We start from the raw sequence: 19,706 nt of genomic DNA, 5'->3' as shown, positions 1-19,706 counted from the left end.
GCTCGTCAGGTCAGGCTGACAAGGATCAGCGAGATATTGTCGCGTCCGCCGCTATCGAGCGCCGCGTTCAGCAAACGGCTGGCGGCCTCGTCCAGTCCCGTTCCCAGCATCGCGCACAGAACGTCGTCGGAAAGCAGGGCAGACAGGCCATCGGAGCATAGCAGAAACAGATCGCCGGGCCGGACGCTTCCGGTTGCGCTTTCCAGCTGGACCGCGCGATCGATGCCGATGGCCCGGGTGATGACGTTGGCCTGGGGATGGTTGCGCCCCTGCGCTTCGGTGATCAGGCCCGCGTCGGTCATTTCCTGCACGACGCTGTGATCGCGCGTCAGCCGCTGGAGCTTCCGGTCCCGCAGCCGGTAGACACGGCTGTCCCCCGCCCAGAACAATGTGTAGCGCCGATCCGCGATATGAAGGGCAGCGACAGTCGAACCGCAGATATGCCCGGCGTCACGGGCCAGCGCCGCGATCTCGCCATTGGCGCTGTCCAGGGCTGCGGCAATGCTGGCGCTATCGAACGGGCCTTCCGCCCCGACGAGCTGCGCCAGCGCGCGGACAACGATGGTCGCGGCCCTGTCGCCGAGCTGGTGGCCGCCCATGCCATCGGCGATCGCCCACAGAGTGCGGTCAGCGCAATCGAGCAGGCGATCCTCGTTCACGCTGCGCACCTTGCCGATATGGCTGCGCGAGACGGACTGAACCGTCAGCGGGGCGGAGCGACGTGTGCGGTAAGAGGGGAACAGCATCATCCCTCGCGCGCCTCCAGCTGCGAAGCCGCGGCATCATAGGCCTGCACGAACGCATGGTTCAGCGGTCCGTCCTCGCCGCCGTCGATCTGGGCGAGCAGTTGCGCCTGTTGTTCGCAGGCGATGTCCCAGCTTGCCGCCGCGCGGCTCTTCAGCAGGGATTGCCGTCCGCTCGCGGCTGCCTCGATCCGTGCAGGATCGAAGGTTTCGACCGAAAGGCGCAGGGCCGCTCGCAGCCCTTCGAACGTTGCGATCAGATGTTTCTTGATATCGCGAAACGAGGCCTTGAGCGCCGAGGGGCCGCTCAGAAATCCGCGATCGGACAGCAGCAGCAGGTCGATCGCGAGCCTTTGCGTCGGTGCCCATTTGAACGGATTGTTATCAGCCCCGCCGATGGTGGTGCGCGCGAGTTGATAGCGTCCGCGCACCCGTTCGCGTTCGGCCATCAGATCACCGATACCCAATACCATCTGCCGATAGACCGCCCCGGCCCGGTGCATGATTTCTTCGGGGTCTTCGGCTGAAAAGGCCGACGCGCTGATGCCCGCACCGTCGCAGAAGGCTTCGAGCAGGGACCCGTTGCGACTGCCCGCCTGATCGCTGACGTCATCGGACCATTCGGTCGGCACAGCGATAGAGGAGCCAAGCGGCGGCGAGAGAATCAGTGTCTTGCCGTCTTCCATGGTCGAACGCGCCTGCACGGCATGATCGGCCACGAGCAGGTAGGGACCAAAGCCTATCGTGTGCGGCAGCACCATTTCGATCGCCTGATCGTTCGGCAGCCGCTCGCCGGATGCGCCGTCGAAAACGCCATTGGCGCCGAAACACCGCAGAATGAGCATCCCCGATTCCGTGCTGATCGTGCAGTGCGATCGCGATATCTCGCACGCCGGGTCATTGACGACCCAGTCCGACTGCGGGTCGCGGCCGATGGTCAGCGTGCCCTCCTGCAGGAAACGTGCGTCCACCGGCTGATGCAGATGGTCCTTCTCGAACAGCTTGAAGATATACATGGGGCGGTTCCTAAGCGGCTTCGCGACCGGGCGTATTGTCCGGCGTCCGGCCAAGCCGCGTGCGCAGCATAGCCTGTGCATCGGCAACCGGATGGCCCTGGGGCAGGCGATCGTCAAAGCTGCCGATCATCTGGTTGAAGGCATCGAACAGTCGGCCGACCTCGTCCTTGCGGCCATGCGACAGGCGAAACGCGGTGTTGCCGCCAGCCGCCTCGTCCATCGCCTCGCGCAGGCGGCGCAGCGGCTTGGAAAACTGCCGCGCACTGAAATAGCCGATGCCGCCGATCACCGCGACCACGAACAGCGACAAAGCGATGAGCAGCAGACGCGTACGCGCCATCGCGGCATCGAGCGCGGCACGATCCATCAACACGGACACCTTGCCGAAATCCGCCCCGGCGTAGCGCACGTTCCGGGTGAAGTGGATGCCGTCGGCGCGGACCACGCCGTTGCGCGCCTCCGCCTGCGCCGATGTCGCATAGACAGTGCCGATCTGGCTACGCTGCCCGCTTGCGCGGATGATCCCGCGATCGTCCACCACGGTCATGTTCTGCACGTTGTGGTCACGCACGGCGCTTTCGACGAACGCCTGAAGGGGCAGCCAGTCCTGCTCGGCCGCGGGCAGACCGGCATTGTCCGCCATGCTGACGGCGACGTTGCGGACTACGAAATCGGTCATCGACGCGCCGGACGTCAGGGCCATGCGCGTCATCGTCTCATTCTGGCGGTCCAGCACCATGGTCACGCTGAACGCCAGTGCCAATCCCGATGCAGCGGCCAGTATCAGCGGCAGCTTGAACCGCAGCGCAAGGCCGCGACGCGATGTGTCTATGTCCTGCACAAGTGCGGCCTGCTCCCGCTCCAGCGCCAGACGCAGCGCATCGGCATCGGCAAAGCGATCTGTCGGCTTCTTGGCCAGCAGCTTGCCGATGATGAAGCGCAGACCGCGTGGACAATCGCGCACCAGCGTGGCGATCGGCGCAGGTTCGGATTGGGCGATCTGGAGCGCCAGCGTGGCGAGGCCGCTGCCTGGAAAGGCCGGCTTGCCTGTTACCATTTCATAGAGCAGCGCGCCCAGCGAGAACAGGTCGCTGCGCGCGTCCACAGCAATACCCATCGCCTGTTCGGGGCTCATGTAGCGCGGTGTGCCCATCACCTGCCCGGCCAGCGTGCGTTGCGCATCGCGCGCGTTGCGCATCGCGTCGCGCGCATCGACGCGCGCAATCCCGAAATCGAGCAGCTTGGCGGTCTGGCCGTTGTTGCAGATCAGGATATTGGACGGTTTGACATCGCGGTGGATGACGCCATGGGCATGGGCATAGGCCAGCGCATCGGCAATCTGGATCGCGAGCGCAACGGTCCGTTCGACACTGATTCGCCCGGCTTCCTCGATCACGGTATCGAGCGGACGTCCCGACAGATGCTCCATCGCGATATAAGGTATGCCGTCGGCATCCCCGACGTCGTAGATCGTAACGATATGGCTGTGCGACAGCATCCCCGCTGCGCCGGATTCCGCCAGAAAGCGATGCACAACCTCTGCGTCGTCGCGATATTCGGGCTTCAGGACCTTGATCGCGACCGGGCGGTCGATGCTCGGGTCATGGGCGAGATAGACATGGGCCATCGCCCCTTCGCCGATCGCCGCTTCCACGCGATAGCGCCCGATCCATGTCGGCGCGCTCATTTCCGGTCCTTCACGGTCTGGCGGATGCGCTGGGCGCGCTCCAGATCGCGCTTGATCAGTGCATTGCCGGGGTCCATCGCGGCGGCCTGCCGCAGGATGACGACGGCGCGCGATACCTGACCCTGATTGAGAAGCGCCAGCCCCTGCCCGCGCAGCCTGGCGGCCTGCGCCGGATTGACGACCGATGGCTTGGGCGCTGGCGCAGGCACAGCCTTGGGCGCAGGCTTTGGCGGCGTAGGCGCGGGCTTGGGCACAGGCACGATCACGGGGCGCGGTGCCTCGCCCGGAATACGGATGACCGTGCCGCTCTTGACCGATGCGGGTACGGCAATACCGTTGTAGCGCGCGAGGGCGTAGAACTTGAGCCGATTACCCAGAAAACGCTTTGCCAGATCGGGGAAGCTATCACCCGGCTGCGTGCGATAGTCGAAGCTGCGCGCACCGAGCGACGCAACCGGATCGGCTGTCATGCTGTCCAGCAGGACGGCCGCGCCGATATCACCCGGCTCGCGCTTGACCATCGCCTTCAGGGCCTTGCGGGCTGCGGCTTCGTTGCCGTTTTCCAGCAGGGAGACGACGTCCTCCAGTTGCTGCGCGTTGGAGACAGGCTGGATCGTGGCCGGAGCCGATGGTCGTCCACCCGGCTTTTGCGCGCAACCAGAAAGGGCGGCGATCGCCAGAATGGCTGCGGTCAGGGACCGGCCGGAGACGCCGGAGGCTCGATATCCTGTCATGATACACTCTTCGTCAGTCGCCGTTGCAGGGCGACAGGGGTCAGATCGGTCAGGCGGCGAACCGTTTCGCGATCTCTGGCAAAGGCCGGGAAGGCCGCGGCCTCCAGCGGGCGGGAAAAGTAGAAGCCCTGAAACAGGTCGCAGCCATGGCGGCGCAGCCAGGCATATTCCTCCGGCCGCTCGACACCTTCGGCGAGCACAGCGATGCCCAGGCCCCTGCCTAGCGCAATGATGCTCTGGCAGATCGCCTGGCTGTCGCCCTGCCTGTCGACATCGGTCACGAACTCGCGATCGATCTTCAGCTTGTCGAACTTCAGTTTCTTCAGATAGGACAGGCTCGAATAGCCTGCGCCAAAATCATCGATGGAAATCGACACGCCCATCGCACGCAGCTTGCCGAACAGCCGCGTGGCTTCGACAGAATCGACCGCGGCCACCGTCTCGGTCAGCTCCAGCTCCAGGCAGTGCGCGGGCAGGTCGTGCCGCTGCAACGTGCGTTCCACGATGCGGTCAAGATCGCTGCCTTCGAGTTGATGGGCAGACAGGTTGATCGCGACCTTCACCGCGCCCAACCCTTGCCTTGCCCACTCCCTTGCCTCGCGGCACCCCGCATTCAGCGTCCACAGGCCGATTTCATCCGCCAGGCCAGCGATTTCCATGATCGGAATGAACTGATTGGGTGCGATGAGGCCATGTTGGGGGTGACGCCAGCGCAGCAGTGCCTCGGCCCCGCATGTCCGCGCCGTCGTCGCATCGATAAAGGGCTGAAACCACAGCTCCAGCTCGTTACGTGCGACCGCCTGACGCAAATCCTGTTCCAGCAGGAACGATCGGCGTGCGATATCCATGGCTTGGCCGCCATGCACCGATATCTGCGGCGCTCGACTGTCCGACAGGGCGGCGATCGTGCGTGCCAGCAGCGCAGCCGGCTCGAACGGCACCTGATCCTGAATGACGCAGGCGGCACGGATCTGCGGCAGCATGTCGAGCTCGCCCAGTTGTATCCGGCTGCGCAACGCATAGCATATGGCGTCGAACTCCTGACGCGCCATGCCATCGGATGAACCCCCGTACCAGATGGCGAAGCGCGCGCGATCGACATGCGCCAGAAAGCGTGCGTCGCCTACCATCCGCAACAGGCGCGCCGCGACATCGTTCAGCACCTGATCCGCGAGCGCAATGTCGAAGGCGCAAAGGCGATCGAAATCGCACAGCTCGACGATACCGAGAACACCTCCCTCGTCGTGCGCCGCGATCGCCTCGATCAAAGGCTCCCGCGTAGGTAGCCGGGTAATCCCATGCCGCTGCGCGGCGCGATGGTCGACACTGCGGGCGTGGGCGATGCGCGCGTCTATGTGGTTGGATAGCCGGTCAAGACTATCGCTGGCCGGGGCCTCGTGTTCGGGCTGTCCCAAGGCCTCGTCGGCGCGATCCGCCATCAGGGTCAGCCGCGCATCGATCCGATTGCGGGCGAAAAATCCCCACAGATAGGCAGCACCAAGCAGCGCGACCGCGCCGACCATGAAGCCTTTCGCAGCGCGGCCATCGATCGTCAGGTCGATCGCCCAACAGAAGGCGAGACCGATTGAAAGCAAAGGGAAAATGTCGGTGTCGCGGGCACAGTTCAGCACGCCGCGTATCGCGCGCGCGCCCATCGATCGTCTGTCCTGTGCCTGCGCCATCGTTGCAGGCTTACGGACAAGACAGAAAAATACTCTTAACGCAGCACATCAAACACATGAAAATAAACGGATAATTTCTTGATCTGGATTAACTGCGGCCAGTTGTTTCAATAGCATGGCGCTAATCTGCTATCGCGAACCGATGCTTCAGGCCGCATGCCTGCGCCAGGGCTTTCAGCCGCCGCTCGACGGCCTCGCCATAGAGATCAGCTTGGCTGTCGGGCAGCGTGAGCGTCAGCATGCTGTCATCGGCGTCCAGCCGCCCGCCGATCAGCGGCCCTTCGACGCCGCCCGACAAACGCTGGCCCAGACGGATGGCAAGGCCCCACAAGGCGGCACGGCGCAAGGCTTCGGGCCGTGCGAGCCGAGCAAGCGCATCAGGCACCGCTAAACCGCCGCCAAAATTGCTGTGCAGCGCCTGCGCCAGCATGGCGCGACCCTCCACGTCTATGCCGACCCAGTTGCCATGCAGCGCGATTTCGACCCCGCGCTCCGATCGGAAATCGGGATTGGCGCGCCAGCCGACATCCGCCAGCAGGCAGGCCGCGCGCCGAATGCGCCGCCAGTTTGCGCCATCCTCCAGAAAAAGCGGCGCGATCCACGTTTCGATCATGTCGCCATGTCCGGGAAAGCGGCCCTGCGCCTCGCCCTCCGCAGCGACCGCCGCCAGCAAGGGGTCTTCCGCGCGCACCTCTGGCGGCAGATCCTCGAACAGCAGCCCCTCGCGCAGCCCATAGGCCGACACGATCAGCCGGCTGCTCTGCAACTGCCGCACCATAACAGACAGCAGCGCGGCCGCATCGGGCAAGGTGGGGATGCGGGTGCCCGTCAACGACGGCACGTTCTTCAGGGTGTCGCGCTGCATATGGCTGACCACCCGGACGAGATGCTCTGCCCGCGCTGGCAGCATCTCGTAATGATGCATCACCGGCAAGGCGAACTGGTTGAGATGCATGTCCAGCCTCGCCAAGGCCCGCCACGACCCGCCGACCAGATAAAAAGGCAGATCGGGCTGGACCGCATCCCATCCCGCTTTCTTCAGCAGCTTGCGCACGTGCCGTTCCAGCGCACCTTTCCCTTTCGCGCGGATTTCCGGCAAGCGCAGGACGCCGAGCGGGAGCGATGTCACGTCGTGCACCTCGCCATCGCGAATGCGCACCAGTTCCAGACTGCCGCCGCCAAGATCGCCGACAATGCCATCGGCGCCCGGTATCGCGGAAAGAACGCCATAACCCGATGCCGCCCCCTCCTGCGCGCCGGAAAGCAGTTCCACCTTCAATCCGATGGCCGCGGCACGGCGGATGAGTTCGCCGCCGTTGCTGGCGTCGCGCACCGCCGCCGTCGCCACGCAGCGGAGCGCGTCCACGCCCATTTCAGCACACAAATGCCGATAGCGTGCGAGCGCCGCCAGGCTGCGCCGCATGGCGGCAGGCTCGATCGCGCCGGTCTTGCCAAGCGACGCGCCCAGACCCGCCATCACCTTTTCGTTGAACAGGATGAAGGGAATACGCTGCGGCCCGTCATACACGACCAATCGCACGCTGTTCGATCCGATGTCGATGATCGCCGATCGCACACCATCAAGGCCGGGCGAAGGCGCATTAGCCTCACCGCGCTCCCGGACGGCGCGCAGGCGCGAAAGCATAGATGCCATGGATCAGCCGCGCCGTCGCAGGCTGAGTGTCGGCACCGCCTCGCCGCCTTTCAGCGATGCGCCACGCCCGGACAGCGACGGGTTGGTCATGAAATAGCGATGCAGGTTGAACGGCCGTTCGCCCGGTTCCAGCCGGTTGTAGCGGCCGTCGCTGTCCAGCTCCCAGCTCTGCTCATTGTCGATCAGATTGGCGACCATCACCTGGTCGAGGATCTGGTCGTGCACCGTCGGGTTCTGAAGCGGCAACATATATTCCACCCGCCGGTCGAAATTGCGGGGCATCCAGTCCGCCGAGCTGATGTATACACGCGCGCCGTTGTTGGGCAGCGGCTTGCCATTGCCGAAGGCGGCAATGCGGCTGTGCTCCAGGAACCGGCCGACCACCGACTTGACCCGAATGTTTTCCGACATGCCGGGCACACCGGGCCGCAGGCAGCAGATGCCGCGCACCACCAGTTCCACCTGCACCCCGGCATTGCTGGCGGCATAAAGCTTTTCGATGATCGCCGGATCGACCAGCGAGTTCATCTTTGCCCAGATGCTGCCCGCGCGTCCGGCGCGGACATGCTCTATTTCCGCCTCGATCAGGTCGCACAATGTCTCGCGCAGGTCGCGCGGAGACATCACCAGCTTTTCGAGATGCTGCGGCTCGACATAGCCAGTGATATAGTTGAACAGCGATGCGGCATCGCGACCGATGAGCGGATCAGCAGTGAAATAGCTCAGATCGGTGTAGATACGTGCCGTAACCGGGTGATAATTGCCCGTACCGAAATGGCAATAGGTGCGGAACTGTTCTCCCTCACGCCGCACCACCATCGAAATCTTGGCATGGGTCTTCCAGTCGATGAAGCCGTAGACCACCTGCACGCCCGCGCGCTCCAGCGCGCTCGCCCACAGCAGGTTCTGCTCCTCGTCGAACCGCGCCTTCAGCTCGACCACGGCCGTCACTGACTTGCCGGCCTCCGCCGCGTCGATCAGCGCGCGGATCACGGCGGACTGCTTGCCCGCGCGATAGAGCGTCTGCTTGATCGCCACCACATCGGGATCGTCCGCCGCCTGCTTCAGGAAGGCAACGACAACGTCGAAGCTCTCATAGGGGTGATGGACGACGATATCCTTCGCGCGGATCGCGGCGAAACAGTCGCCGCCATATTCGCGGATACGCTCCGGGAAGCGTGGCGCATAAGGTTCGAACTTGAGGTCGGGGCGATCCTCGTCGACGATCCCGGAAAGGTCGCCGATCCCGACGAAGCCATCGATATCGGCGATGATCGAATCATGCCCCTGGAGCATGTCCTGCAACATGTCCTCGACACTGCTGGGCAGGCCGCTTTCCACTTCCAGCCGGATCACGCGGCCCCGCCGCCGCCGCTTGATGGCGCTGCGGAAATAGCGGACGAGATCCTCCGCCTCTTCTTCGATTTCGATATCGCTGTCTCGGATGATACGGAAAACGCCGCTGTCCTTGATCTGATAGCCGGGGAAGAGCGTATCGGAAAAGCGCCGGATCACCGCCTCCAGCGCCATGTAACGCGCAGGCTCCCCCGGTATGCGGACAAAGCGGGCTAGCGTCGCTGGGATCATCACCAGTTCGCGGATCGGCTGCTTGTCCGACAGGCGGACAAGGTCGAAGACGATCGACAGCCCCTGATTGGGAATGAAAGGAAAAGGATGCGCCGGATCGAGCGCCTGCGGCGTCAGGATCGGGAAAATCTGTGTCTGGAAATGATTGGCGAGCCAGCCGTCGCACTGCTTGCCCATCACCACGTCGCTGCCGACCACTTCGATCCCGACCTGCGTCAGTTCGCCGTGCAGCCGATGCCAGACCTGCTGCTGCGCGGTCATCAGCCGGTCGGTTTCCTGGGCGATGGCGGCAAGCTGCTGACCGGGGGTCAGCCCGTCGGCGGAGCGCAGATCGACATCCTGCAACTGCTGTCCTTTGAGGCCCGCGACACGGACGGAAAAAAACTCGTCGAGATTGTTGCCAGAAATGGAAAGGAACCGCAGCCGCTCCAGCAGAGGATGTGCCGGGTTCATTGCCTCTTCCAGCACGCGCTGATTGAAGCCGAGCCAGCTCAACTCGCGATTGAAATAGCGATCGGGGGCGATCGCAAGGCTGGCGGACGGATCGGCTTCGGCCAAGATGGCCTCCTTTGATGTCACGACGGGCATGTTCCGCGCTCTATGGTTCGGGGTCGGACCAGACTATAGGCAGAAAACCGGCGCTTTGCAGGGCTTCTTTCGCAAATGGCACGGAAATCTTGCGTCCGTGCGACAAGGACGCCGCATGCAGGCAGGAAAGCACCTGCGCGATGGCCGCATAGCTGCGCTCGATCCGGTGCTGCAGCCAGTCGGGAAGGTCGGGCGACCAGGCTGATCCGCCGGTCGCAAGGCCACGTTCGATCAGCGCCCGCACCAGCGCATCGTCCGGCTCGGCAATCCGCACATGCGGCACCGCGGCCAGGCGGGAGCGGAGATCGGGCAGCGCCACCGTCCATTGCCCCGGTGCGCGATCGGCGATCATCAGCAACGGCCGCCGGTCGTTCTGCGCCCGGTTCCACGCGTGAAACAGCGCCTCGTCTCTGGTGCCGTCCGCATCGTCGATCACGGTGCCGCCCGATTGCCGCACGAAATGCCGCCCGAGCGTCGACTTGCCGGACCGGGGCGGGCCGGAAAGCACACTGACCTGTACCGGCCAGTCGTGCCAGCCTTCGATATGTTGCACCGCGATCCGGTTGGCCTCGCTGACCAGAAAGTCGCCACTGACTGGGGTGCCCTGCCCGCTCCAGTCGAATGGCAGGCTGATCTGGCTCATCGTTCGCCTGCCCCTATTGCGCGCCGGGTGCCGCCTGCGCGCGACGGCTGATCCGCAACGTGCTGCCCGATGCGGCCACCGTATAACCGCGCGATTGCAGCGCGGCGCGCAGCGCATCGATCGTCCCTTCGAACCGCACCGCCATCACCGATGTGCCGCCCAGCGCCAGGCTGCTGGTCGATGCGGCACGAACGCCGGCGATGCCCTGCACCGTCGCCTCGCCCTGGCTGACCGAAGCGACATTGGGCGTGTCATACTGGATCGTCACATCGATGATGCCCGTCTGAAGCGGCGTTATGGCCGTTTCTATGATGGCTTCGCTGGCATTTTCGATCGCCAGCGCGTCGGGATCGACCGGCTCCTCGATGATGAGCGAAGGATCGGGCCGCAACGTGCCGTCGTTCAGCGCCTGCGTATACAGCCCGTCGATGCGCTGGATTGCCTGGTCGATCATCGCCTGCACACCGCTTGCGTTCGATGCCCGCAGCGTGAACGTGCCGATCAGGGCGTTGTCCGGGCCATAGCGGGCGGCGAAGCGCCCCGTCACCGGCCCGCCGGGCCATGCATAGTCCAGCCGCGCGATCGGGATCACGACATCGGCGGCACCATATTGGTCGAGCAGGACCCGCCACCAGTTGCGGCTGCGGCGACCGGTCTGCGCGGCGTTCAGGAGCACCGGATCGGCGGCGTTGCCCGCAACGCGCACATAGTCGATCGCGCTGTCGCCGGTGCGGAACCGTGCCCAGCCCTTCTGCCACTCGTTCACGCTCTCATAGGATGTCGCGACGCCACCCTGCCAGAGGATCGGGATCACGAGCAGCGGCGGAGAGCGCATCGTGCGCCCCTGCACGCCCAATATCTGGCCTGCGCGGGCGCGATCGAACAATACTCCCAATGTGGCGATATAGCGTGTCGGCCCGGCCTGCTCGGACTGGATTTCAATGCCCGACACGATTGCCTCAAGCTGCGAATCGGAAAGGCCCGGTGCGCCGGTGCCGCCATTGGTGCGCGTCCACAGCATCTTCCACGCCAGCCGCTGCGCCTGCCGCCATCCGGCGTAGCGCGCCGCCTCCGCATTGGGTCCCGCGACATCGACCTTGACCCCGCTCACTTCGAAATCGCCTCCGCTGGCGATCGGCGGAACACCGCGATCGCCTTCGATCTGCGCCACCAGCATCGCTGCGGCCAGACCCAGCAACAGCAGGATCAGGACATGCAACGGGCGTATCTGGGGCAGGGTCAGCGTCACGGCGTCCTTTTGGCGGCATTTGCCGGGGAAGCCAAGCGGGTTTAGACGCCCCTCTTAGAGTTCGTCATGCTGACAACAGCCCGGAGTTCGTCATGCTGACGAAGGTCAGCATCCATTAGCTCTGCTATTGCCATGACGCCCGAGCGTCAGCACCAATGGATCCTGACTTTCGTCAGGATGACGACACTGGGTTACGGCTGCCACCTGTCCTACTCATCAACGCAATGCCATAGTCATCACATGTCCAACACACTCCCCCGAACCCCCCAATTTCGCCTTCCGAAAAATGGACATTTTGCGTGCGAACGACGTGTTTACCGTTACCTTTATTACCTTTGTTGGAACCTTTGGGCAGCGCGCCCGCCCAACGCGCACTTGATAAAATCGCGCAGATGGCTAGGCGCTGATGCCCATGAGCGACGACACATCCTATAGCTATGCCCGCGCGGGTGTAGACATTGCCGCGGGCAACGCCCTGGTCCGCGCGATTGCGCCGCTTGCCAAAGCCACCCGTCGCCCCGGTGCTGACGCCGAACTGGGCGGCTTTGGCGGATTTTTCGACCTCCGGGCGGCAGGCTACAGCGATCCCCTGCTCGTCGCGGCCAACGATGGCGTGGGCACCAAGCTGAAACTGGCGATCGATCATGACTGGCACGACGGTGTCGGCATCGATCTGGTCGCGATGTGCGCCAACGACCTGATCGTCCAGGGTGCCGAACCCCTGTTCTTCCTGGATTATTATGCGACCGGAAAGCTGGAGAGCGGCATCGCCGAGCGTGTGATCGCCGGCATCGCGCAAGGCTGCCGCATTGCCGGATGCGCGCTGATCGGTGGCGAGACGGCGGAAATGCCGGGCATGTATGCGCCGGGCGACTATGATCTTGCGGGCTTCTGCGTCGGTGCGGTCGAGCGCGCGCAGGCGCTCACCGGATCGCGGGTCGCGCCCGGCAATGTGCTGCTGGGCCTTGCATCGTCGGGCGTCCACTCGAACGGTTTCTCGCTGGTCCGTCGCCTTGCCGCCGACAAGGGATGGCGGCTCGACCGCCCTGCCCTGTTTGACAATGAACTGCTGCTGATCGACGCGCTGATGGCGCCGACGCGCATCTATGTGAAATCGTTGCTGCCCGTTGTCCGCGCGGGCCGGATCAATGCGCTGGCCCACATCACCGGCGGCGGCTTGCTCGAAAATATCCCCCGCGTCCTCCCCGAAGGCAGCCATGCCGTGATCGACGCCGATGCCTGGGCGCAGCCGCGCCTCATGGCTTTCCTTCAGGCGCAGGGGCATATCGAACCGGAAGAAATGGCGCGCACCTTCAACTGCGGCATTGGGATGGTGCTGGCGGTGGCGGCGGAGGAAGCCGACGCGGTGTCCGCCGCCCTCACCGAAGCAGGCGAAACCGTCCACCGCATCGGCCATGTCGAAGCAGGCGACAAGGGCTGCACCGTGCGCGGATCGGCCGAGGCGTGGAGTGCACAGGCAGCGTGGACGGCAACGCATCTGGGATAGTCCAACCAGTCCCCCTCCCGCCTGCGGGAAGGGTCAGGGGAGGGAATGTCCGGGCAGGCGGCGTGTGCAACCCGCCCGCCCCCGACCCCTCCCGCAAGCGGGAGGGGAGATGACATGACAAAGGCCAAAGTCGCCATCCTCATTTCGGGCCGGGGATCGAACATGATGGCGCTGCTCTATGCCGCCAGACTGCCCGATTGCCCTTATGACGTGGTGCTCGTCGCCTCGAACAATCCCGATGCGTCGGGCCTTGCCCTTGCCGCCGCCGAAGGCGTGCCGACCTTCGCGCACAGCCACCAGGGGCTTGGCCGCGAGGCCTTTGACGCCATCATCGATGATGCGCTGGCCGCCAGCGGTGCCGATCATGTCGCGCTGGCAGGCTATATGCGGATACTCTCCACCGGCTTCGTCGAACGCTGGCAGGGGCGGATGCTGAATATCCACCCCTCGCTGCTGCCCAAATACAAGGGGCTGAACACGCACGCCCGCGCGATTGCCGCTGGCGACAGCTATGGCGGCTGTTCGGTCCATCTCGTCACGCCCGATCTGGACGACGGCCCGGTGCTGGGGCAGCTTCCCGTACCGATCACCCCCGGAGAAACGGCGGAAAGCCTTGCCGCGCGGACCGTCTTTGCCGAGCATCAGCTCTATCCCCGCGTTCTGGCGGATTTTGTCCGGCGCGAACGCGATCCCCAATGGCTGCTGGGCCGTGTCCGCGACATCGCGCTGGCGTTGCCCGAAACCTCGGAAAAGCTGTCGCACGGCAGCCCCGGTTTCTTCGTCGAAGGCGGCAAGTTCTTCGCCTATTTCAGCTACGATCATCATCACGACGGCGTGACCGGCCTGCTGGTCAAGGCAAGCGGCGTGGAGGAACAGGCGATGCTGATCGAGCGTGACCCCGACCTTTATTATCGCCCGGCCTATCTGGGTCCGTCTGGCTGGGTCGGCTTGCGGCTCGATCGCGGTGGCAACGACTGGGACCATATCGCCGACCGGCTGCGCCGAAGCTGGCGGATGTCCGCGCCCAAGCGGCTGACGAAACTCATGGATATTGCGGACGACTTCTAGAGCATCCGCGCCATCACCTTGTCGTAAAAGACCTGCGTGCCCACCGTGAAATTGCGCTCGCCGATCATCGCGAACCCGGCCTTGCGGTAGAAGGCGATGGCGCGGTGGTTCTCGCCATACACGCCCAGCAGCATCCGGCGCTTTCCCATCGCCCGCGCGGCGGCGACCGCTGCGTCGAGCAGGCGACCGGCCAGACCCCCGCCATGATAGCGCGAGAAGATATAGATGCGCTTCAGCTCGATATCGCCGGGCTGCGCAATGCCCGGCAGATCAGGCGCGGTCAGCACCTGATAGCCAACCGGTGCGCCTGTTCCGGGCAGTTCCGCGAGCCAGCATCGCGCACCGGGATCGGCCAGCAACGCCGCATAATAAGCCTCGCCATGCGGTCCGCGCGCATGGGCAAGCAGATTGTCCGCGTCGATACTGTCGCCGAACGTCTCCAGGAACGTCGCACCGCCGATGAGCGACAGGATCGCGGCATCGGCGGCGGTGCAGCCCCGTATCGTCGGCGCGCTGTCGGTCAGCGTCGCCAAATCAGCCGACGATTTCGTCCGGCTTGAAGAAATAGGCGATTTCGATCGCGGCATTTTCTTCGCTGTCGGAACCATGGACGGTATTGGCTTCGATCGATTCGGCCAGTTCCTTGCGGATCGTGCCCGGCTCGGCATTGGCGGGGTTGGTCGCGCCCATGATGTCGCGGTTGCGCTTCACGGCGTCTTCGCCTTCCAGAACCTGCACGACGACCGGACCGGATATCATGAAGGCGACCAGATCGGCGAAAAAGGGACGTTCCTTATGCACCGCATAGAAGCCCTCGGCCTGCTCGCGGCTCATGTGAATGCGCTTCGAAGCGACGACGCGCAGGCCTGCCTCCTCCAGCATCTTGGTGACGGCACCGGTCAGGTTGCGGCGGGTCGCATCGGGCTTGATGATCGAAAAGGTGCGGGTCGCGGCCATGGCGGGAAAGCTCCGGAAAATAAGGGCGTGGAATTGGGTTGGCGCCCTTTAGCGGGGCAATGTCGGCACTGCAAGGTCGTTGAGGGCAAGGTCGTTAAGGCCCCTGAAGCCAGCGCGCGCCTTCCTGCCGCCAGAAGCGCGGTTCCACATCATCGCGGGCCTTAAGTGCACGCCAGCTTTGCCGTGCGCCGTCGATCGTCTGTCCATCGAAGAAGTAGAACGCCCGGTCAAAGCCGAGCGCCGCGTCGCGCCATTGCCCGTCGGCCAGCGCGATGAACCGCCCGCCGTTGATGGCCTCGCATCGGTCGGACAGCAGAATGGGCTGCGCCGCCGCAAGCGGACTATCGACATGATCATGCGCAAGGAAGCTCGCCGGATCGCTTTCCCACAGCCCCGCCGATATCGCCGCGCGCATATCGTGCGCGGCGGCCACCACCAGCAATCGCCCGCCGCCCGCCAGCACCTTGGCCGCGATGGCGGGCAGCACCCGATCGACCGGATCCCGGCTGAGCTGGTAGAAATCGACCTGAATCAACGCTCGAACACGTCCGCCACCAGCCGGTCGAGCAGACGGACGCCATAGCCCGTCGCGCCCTTGTCCCACAGCGCACCCGGCTTGTCCGCCCACACCATGCCGGCGATATCCAGATGCGCCCACTTGACGTCTTCATCGACGAAACGCTTGATGAACTGGGCCGCGGTGATCGAACCGGCGAAGCGCGGGCCGATGTTCTTCATATCGGCAATCGGACTGTCGAGCAGCTTGTTGTAGGCATCCGACAGCGGAAAGCGCCACAGCGTCTCGCCGGTCGTCTGCCCCGCAGCAATCAGATTGTCCGCAAGGCCATCGTCATTGGCGAACAGGCCGCCGTTCTGGTCGCCCAGTGCGATCATCATCGCGCCGGTCAGCGTGGCGAGATCGACGATCACCTCGGGCGCGAAGGTCTGCTGCGTCCAGGTGATCGCATCGCACAGGACCAGCCGTCCTTCGGCGTCGGTGTTGAGCACTTCGATCGTCTGGCCCGACATCGATGTCACGATGTCGCCGGGCCGCTGCGCATTGCCATCAGGCATGTTCTCGACGAGACCGCAGACGCCCACGACGTGCACCTTCGCCTTCCGCCCGGCAAGCGCCTTGATCGCACCCGCGACCGCACCGGCACCGCCCATGTCCCACTTCATGTCCTCCATGCCCGCAGCGGGTTTGATCGAGATCCCGCCGGTGTCGAAGGTCACGCCCTTGCCGACGAAAGCGACCGGCTTGTCCTGCGCGCCGCCGGTGCCATCCCAGCGCAACGCCAGCAGGCGCGGCTTGCGGGCCGATCCCTGCGCCACGCCCAGCAGCGCCCCCATGCCAAGGTCCGCCATATCGGTCTCGTCCAGAACGGTGATCTCGACACCCAGATCGGCAAGGTGACGGCAGCGTTCGACGAAGCTTTCCGGATACAGGATATTCGCCGGTTCGGACACCAGTTCGCGCGTAAAGCCAACGCCTGCCGCAACCGCCGACAGGGCTTCCCATTCCGCCGCCCCTGCGCCATTCACCACCGTGAGCGCGGCCAGCGTGGGCTTGGCCTTTTCGCTTTGCCTTGTGCGATAGGTATCGATCCGCCAGCCACGCAGGCACGCGCCGAGCGCCAGATGCGCCGCCGCCGATCCGCTGGCGCCATGGATAAACTCTACCGCAACATGCGCCGCGCCTGATGTCGCGAGCCGGGCGGTCAGCGTCCCTCCCGCCTTTTCCATATCGGCGTCCGAACCAGAGCCCGTACCGAGCAGGACGACGCGAAGCACCTTGCCGCCTTCCTCAACGAAACTTTCGAAGCTGCTGCTCACTTCACCCGTGAACCGCGCCGCCCGGGCACCTTCGACCAGCGTGCGCGACGCCGCGAGAGGCACGGCGGCCAGCGCGTCCTTCGGTATCGCGAAGGCCAGCGTATCGACATTTTCGGGGCGGGAAGTTTGGATCGCAATATCCATCAGGGTCGGTTCTTTCGTCATCGGGTTGCGGGTGCCGGGAACCCGGCAAACAGGATCGGCGTCAATGCGCGCTGCGCTCCAGATAGTGCGCTTGCGTCGTTCTGGCAAAGTGCCCGCGCGCAATTTCCTCCGCCAGTGCCGTGCGAAGGCGATTGCAGCGAGGGCGCTGCAGTGCAATAGGCTGGAGGCTGCGCGCCTTAGCAGAGTATGTTTCGACGTTTATGACCAGCGGACCTTTCCTGCCCGGAGCATGGCTTGCGCGCAATGCTGTCGTCTGGATCGCGATGCTGTCCGCAGCGCCGGTCTGCGCGCAAAATCTCAACGCGCCGTCCGCGCCGCTTGCACCGGCCGATACGCCGACCCCGGCGACGGCGGAAGAAATCGCCTTTGCGGCCGATGCGCTGGAATATGATTCGGAACGCGACATCGTTACCGCAAAGGGCAATGTCCAGATGCTGCGCGAGGGCAACCGCCTCCGCGCCGACAGCGTGACGTGGGAACGCAAGAGCGGCAAGGTGGTCGCGGAAGGCAATGTTTCGGTGACCGATCCCGAAGGCAACATTGCCTTTGGCGACAAGGTCGATGTGACCGACACGCTGAAAGACGGCCTGATCGACAATCTGCTGCTGGTTCTGGACAGCGGCGGGCGGCTGGCGGCGGTGCGCGCGTCGCGGGTGAACGGGGTCTACACGCTCAATCGCGCGGCCTATACCGGATGTGCAGTGGAGGACAGCGACGGCTGCCCGAAAGAGCCGACCTGGCAGATCAAGGCCGTGAAGGTCGTCTATGACCCCAATCGGCAGCGTGTGTCCTATACCAACGCCAAGATCGAACTGTTCGGCCTGCCGCTCATTCCGCTTCCCGGCCTGTCGCATCCGGTTGGCGAAGGCGGCGGCAACGGGCTGCTGGTGCCCGATTTCCGCTATGACCGGGTAAACGGCGCCGAACTCTCGGTGCCTTATTACATTCGCATCGCCCCCAACCGCGACCTCACGATCACCCCCCACGTCTATTCCGATGCGTTGCCCATGGTTGTCGGCAATTATCGCGCGCTGATCGACAAGGGCGCCTATCAGATTACCGGTTACGCCACCTACGGATCGCGCCTGCCTGCATCTGTCGTCAACACCGCAGCCGATTCGCAAAAGGACATTCGCGGTTATGTGGATGCCAGCGGCCGCCTTCAGCTTGACCCCGAGTGGAGCGTCAGCGGATCGATCCGCGTCGCATCCGACCGGACATTCCTGCGCCGGTACGACATCAGCCGCGACGATCGGCTGCGATCGACGTTGCAGGCCGAACGGATCGGCGCGCGCAGCTATTTCTCGCTGTCAGGCTGGGCGACCCAGACCTTGCGCGCCAACGACCGGCAGGGCCAGGTCCCCGTCGCCCTGCCGATCATCGATTATCGCCTGCGGCTCGCCGATCCGGTGTTGGGCGGGCGCATCCAGCTTCAGGCCAACAGCCTCGCTATCACCCGCACCGACGGACAGGATACGCAGCGCGCATTCGCCGGAGCGGAATGGAGCCTGCGCAAGCTGACCGGGCTGGGCCAGGAAGTGACCTTCACCGGCTATCTGCGTGGCGATGTCTATCACAGCGACGAGAACAGTCTGACGCAGACCCTGATCTATCGCGGCAATCCCGGCTGGCAGGCGCGGGGCATCGTGGCTGCCGCAGTCGATATGCGCTGGCCTTTCATCGGCGAAGCCTTCGGCGGCACCCAGCGCATTACCCCGCGCGTGCAGATCGTCGCCGCGCCCAAGCTTTCCAATCTGGCGGTGCCGAACGAGGATGCGCGGGCGGTCGATCTGGAAGACAGCAACCTGTTCGCGCTCAACCGTTTCCCCGGTTACGACCGGTTCGAGGATTCGACGCGAATCACTTATGGCCTGGAGTATCGGCTGGACCGCAAGAACCTGTCGATCGGCACGGTTATCGGCCAGAGCTATCGCCTCGACAAGCGCCCCAATCTGTTCCCCAATGGCACCGGCCTGTCGGAACGCGTTTCGGACATCGTAGGCCGCACCACATTCAGTTTCACCGATTTCGTGCGCTTCACGCATCGTTTCCGGCTCGACAAGGACAATCTGGCCGTCCGCCGCAACGAACTGGATGCGACGGTCGGCACGTCGAAAACCTATGCAACGGTCGGCTATCTGCGCCTGAACCGCGATGCCGCCGCGACCTTCGAGGATTTGCAGGATCGCGAGGAAATCCGCGTGGGCGGCCGGGTGCAGGTGGCGCGCTTCTGGTCCGTGTTCGGCTCCACGGTGATCGACCTGACCGGCGCGCAGGAAGATCCGCTGACGCTGGCGGACGGCTATCAGCCGGTCAGGCACAGAGTCGGCGTGACCTATGCCGATGACTGTCTGGAAATGGGGCTGACATGGCGGCGTGACTATCGCACCACCGGTGACGCGCGGCAGGGCAACACTTTCCTGCTGCGGCTGGCTTTTCGCAATCTTGGCATATAAAGGGATGGCATGACTGCCCGTTGCCGCTCAGGCCGGGTTAAGACGCGGCATGCCAATGGGGCCTTTGCTCCCTGCATCCGCGGGCCAGAGCTGGAGAGTATGTTTCGTTGATGATACGCCCCGAGTTTGCCGCC

The 19,706-nt window shown here is 64.4% G+C and carries 16 protein-coding genes; 3 read left to right on the top strand and 13 right to left on the bottom strand.

What is annotated here, in order from left to right; genetic code table 11:
- Window positions 1-5: 5 nt before the first annotated feature.
- The 9 genes from ENE74_RS08540 to ENE74_RS08500 form a co-directional block, all read right to left on the bottom strand.
- Window positions 6-749: a PP2C family protein-serine/threonine phosphatase gene (locus tag ENE74_RS08540; protein WP_127690419.1), complete on the bottom strand. Its 744-nt coding sequence runs from the start codon at window positions 747-749 to the stop codon at window positions 6-8.
- Window positions 746-1,759, bottom strand: a complete 1,014-nt coding sequence (gene tagH, locus ENE74_RS08535; RefSeq protein WP_127690418.1) for a type VI secretion system-associated FHA domain protein TagH — start codon at window positions 1,757-1,759, stop codon at window positions 746-748. Before tagH ends, ENE74_RS08540 begins: the two co-directional genes overlap by 4 nt.
- Window positions 1,760-1,769: 10 nt before the next feature.
- A complete protein-coding gene (locus ENE74_RS08530; protein ID WP_127690417.1) occupies window positions 1,770-3,446 on the bottom strand; it encodes a protein kinase domain-containing protein in 1,677 nt (558 codons plus the stop codon).
- Entirely contained in the window at window positions 3,443-4,180 is a 738-nt protein-coding gene (locus ENE74_RS08525) for a LysM peptidoglycan-binding domain-containing protein (protein ID WP_127690416.1), read from the bottom strand. Before ENE74_RS08525 ends, ENE74_RS08530 begins: the two co-directional genes overlap by 4 nt.
- Window positions 4,177-5,862, bottom strand: coding sequence for a putative bifunctional diguanylate cyclase/phosphodiesterase (locus tag ENE74_RS08520; protein WP_127690415.1), 1,686 nt, complete (start codon window positions 5,860-5,862; stop codon window positions 4,177-4,179). Before ENE74_RS08520 ends, ENE74_RS08525 begins: the two co-directional genes overlap by 4 nt.
- Before the next feature lie 121 nt (window positions 5,863-5,983).
- Complete coding sequence (locus ENE74_RS08515; RefSeq protein ID WP_127690414.1) at window positions 5,984-7,516, bottom strand: Ppx/GppA family phosphatase; 1,533 nt, start codon at window positions 7,514-7,516, stop codon at window positions 5,984-5,986.
- A 3-nt stretch (window positions 7,517-7,519) separates the two neighbouring features.
- Window positions 7,520-9,661, bottom strand: a complete 2,142-nt coding sequence (locus ENE74_RS08510) for an RNA degradosome polyphosphate kinase (RefSeq protein ID WP_127690413.1) — start codon at window positions 9,659-9,661, stop codon at window positions 7,520-7,522.
- A 40-nt stretch (window positions 9,662-9,701) separates the two neighbouring features.
- Window positions 9,702-10,334 carry an HdaA/DnaA family protein gene (locus tag ENE74_RS08505; protein ID WP_127690412.1) on the bottom strand — a complete coding sequence of 211 codons (633 nt, stop codon included), beginning with the start codon at window positions 10,332-10,334 and terminating at the stop codon, window positions 9,702-9,704.
- Between the two features lie 13 nt (window positions 10,335-10,347).
- Window positions 10,348-11,511: a heavy-metal-associated domain-containing protein gene (locus ENE74_RS08500; RefSeq protein ID WP_241241922.1), complete on the bottom strand. Its 1,164-nt coding sequence runs from the start codon at window positions 11,509-11,511 to the stop codon at window positions 10,348-10,350.
- Window positions 11,512-11,995: 484 nt separating this feature from the next.
- Between ENE74_RS08500 and purM the strand changes: the two genes are divergently transcribed.
- Both purM and purN read left to right on the top strand, forming a co-directional pair.
- Window positions 11,996-13,090 (top strand): phosphoribosylformylglycinamidine cyclo-ligase, encoded by a 1,095-nt coding sequence (gene purM / locus ENE74_RS08495; RefSeq protein WP_127690410.1) that lies wholly within the window; start codon window positions 11,996-11,998, stop codon window positions 13,088-13,090.
- 114 nt (window positions 13,091-13,204) lie between these two features.
- Window positions 13,205-14,158, top strand: a complete 954-nt coding sequence (gene purN, locus ENE74_RS08490; RefSeq protein ID WP_127690409.1) for a phosphoribosylglycinamide formyltransferase — start codon at window positions 13,205-13,207, stop codon at window positions 14,156-14,158.
- On the opposite strand, the gene ENE74_RS08485 is transcribed toward purN, so the two are convergent.
- The 4 genes from ENE74_RS08485 to ENE74_RS08470 all read right to left on the bottom strand — a co-directional run bounded on the left by ENE74_RS08485 (window position 14,155) and on the right by ENE74_RS08470 (window position 17,095).
- Window positions 14,155-14,691 carry a GNAT family N-acetyltransferase gene (locus ENE74_RS08485; protein ID WP_241241890.1) on the bottom strand — a complete coding sequence of 179 codons (537 nt, stop codon included), beginning with the start codon at window positions 14,689-14,691 and terminating at the stop codon, window positions 14,155-14,157. The genes purN and ENE74_RS08485 overlap by 4 nt on opposite strands.
- A gap of 1 nt (window position 14,692) precedes the next feature.
- Window positions 14,693-15,115, bottom strand: a complete 423-nt coding sequence (ndk, locus tag ENE74_RS08480; protein WP_127690407.1) for a nucleoside-diphosphate kinase — start codon at window positions 15,113-15,115, stop codon at window positions 14,693-14,695.
- 94 nt (window positions 15,116-15,209) lie between these two features.
- The gene (locus ENE74_RS08475; RefSeq protein WP_127690644.1) at window positions 15,210-15,647 is read right to left on the bottom strand and encodes a DNA polymerase III subunit chi; all 438 of its coding nucleotides are present in this window, start codon (window positions 15,645-15,647) and stop codon (window positions 15,210-15,212) included.
- Window positions 15,647-17,095, bottom strand: a complete 1,449-nt coding sequence (locus tag ENE74_RS08470) for a leucyl aminopeptidase (RefSeq protein ID WP_127690406.1) — start codon at window positions 17,093-17,095, stop codon at window positions 15,647-15,649. The genes ENE74_RS08475 and ENE74_RS08470 overlap by 1 nt, the downstream gene beginning before the upstream one ends.
- Before the next feature lie 221 nt (window positions 17,096-17,316).
- Here ENE74_RS08470 and ENE74_RS08465 point away from each other — a divergent pair, with 221 nt between their 5' ends.
- The gene (locus ENE74_RS08465) at window positions 17,317-19,572 is read left to right on the top strand and encodes an LPS-assembly protein LptD (RefSeq protein ID WP_127690405.1); all 2,256 of its coding nucleotides are present in this window, start codon (window positions 17,317-17,319) and stop codon (window positions 19,570-19,572) included.
- Window positions 19,573-19,706: the final 134 nt, after the last annotated feature.

Source organism: Sphingobium algorifonticola, from assembly GCF_004005485.1.
Taxonomy (GTDB): Bacteria; Pseudomonadota; Alphaproteobacteria; order Sphingomonadales; family Sphingomonadaceae; genus Sphingobium; species Sphingobium algorifonticola.
This window is presented reverse-complemented; position numbering and strand designations above follow the sequence as displayed.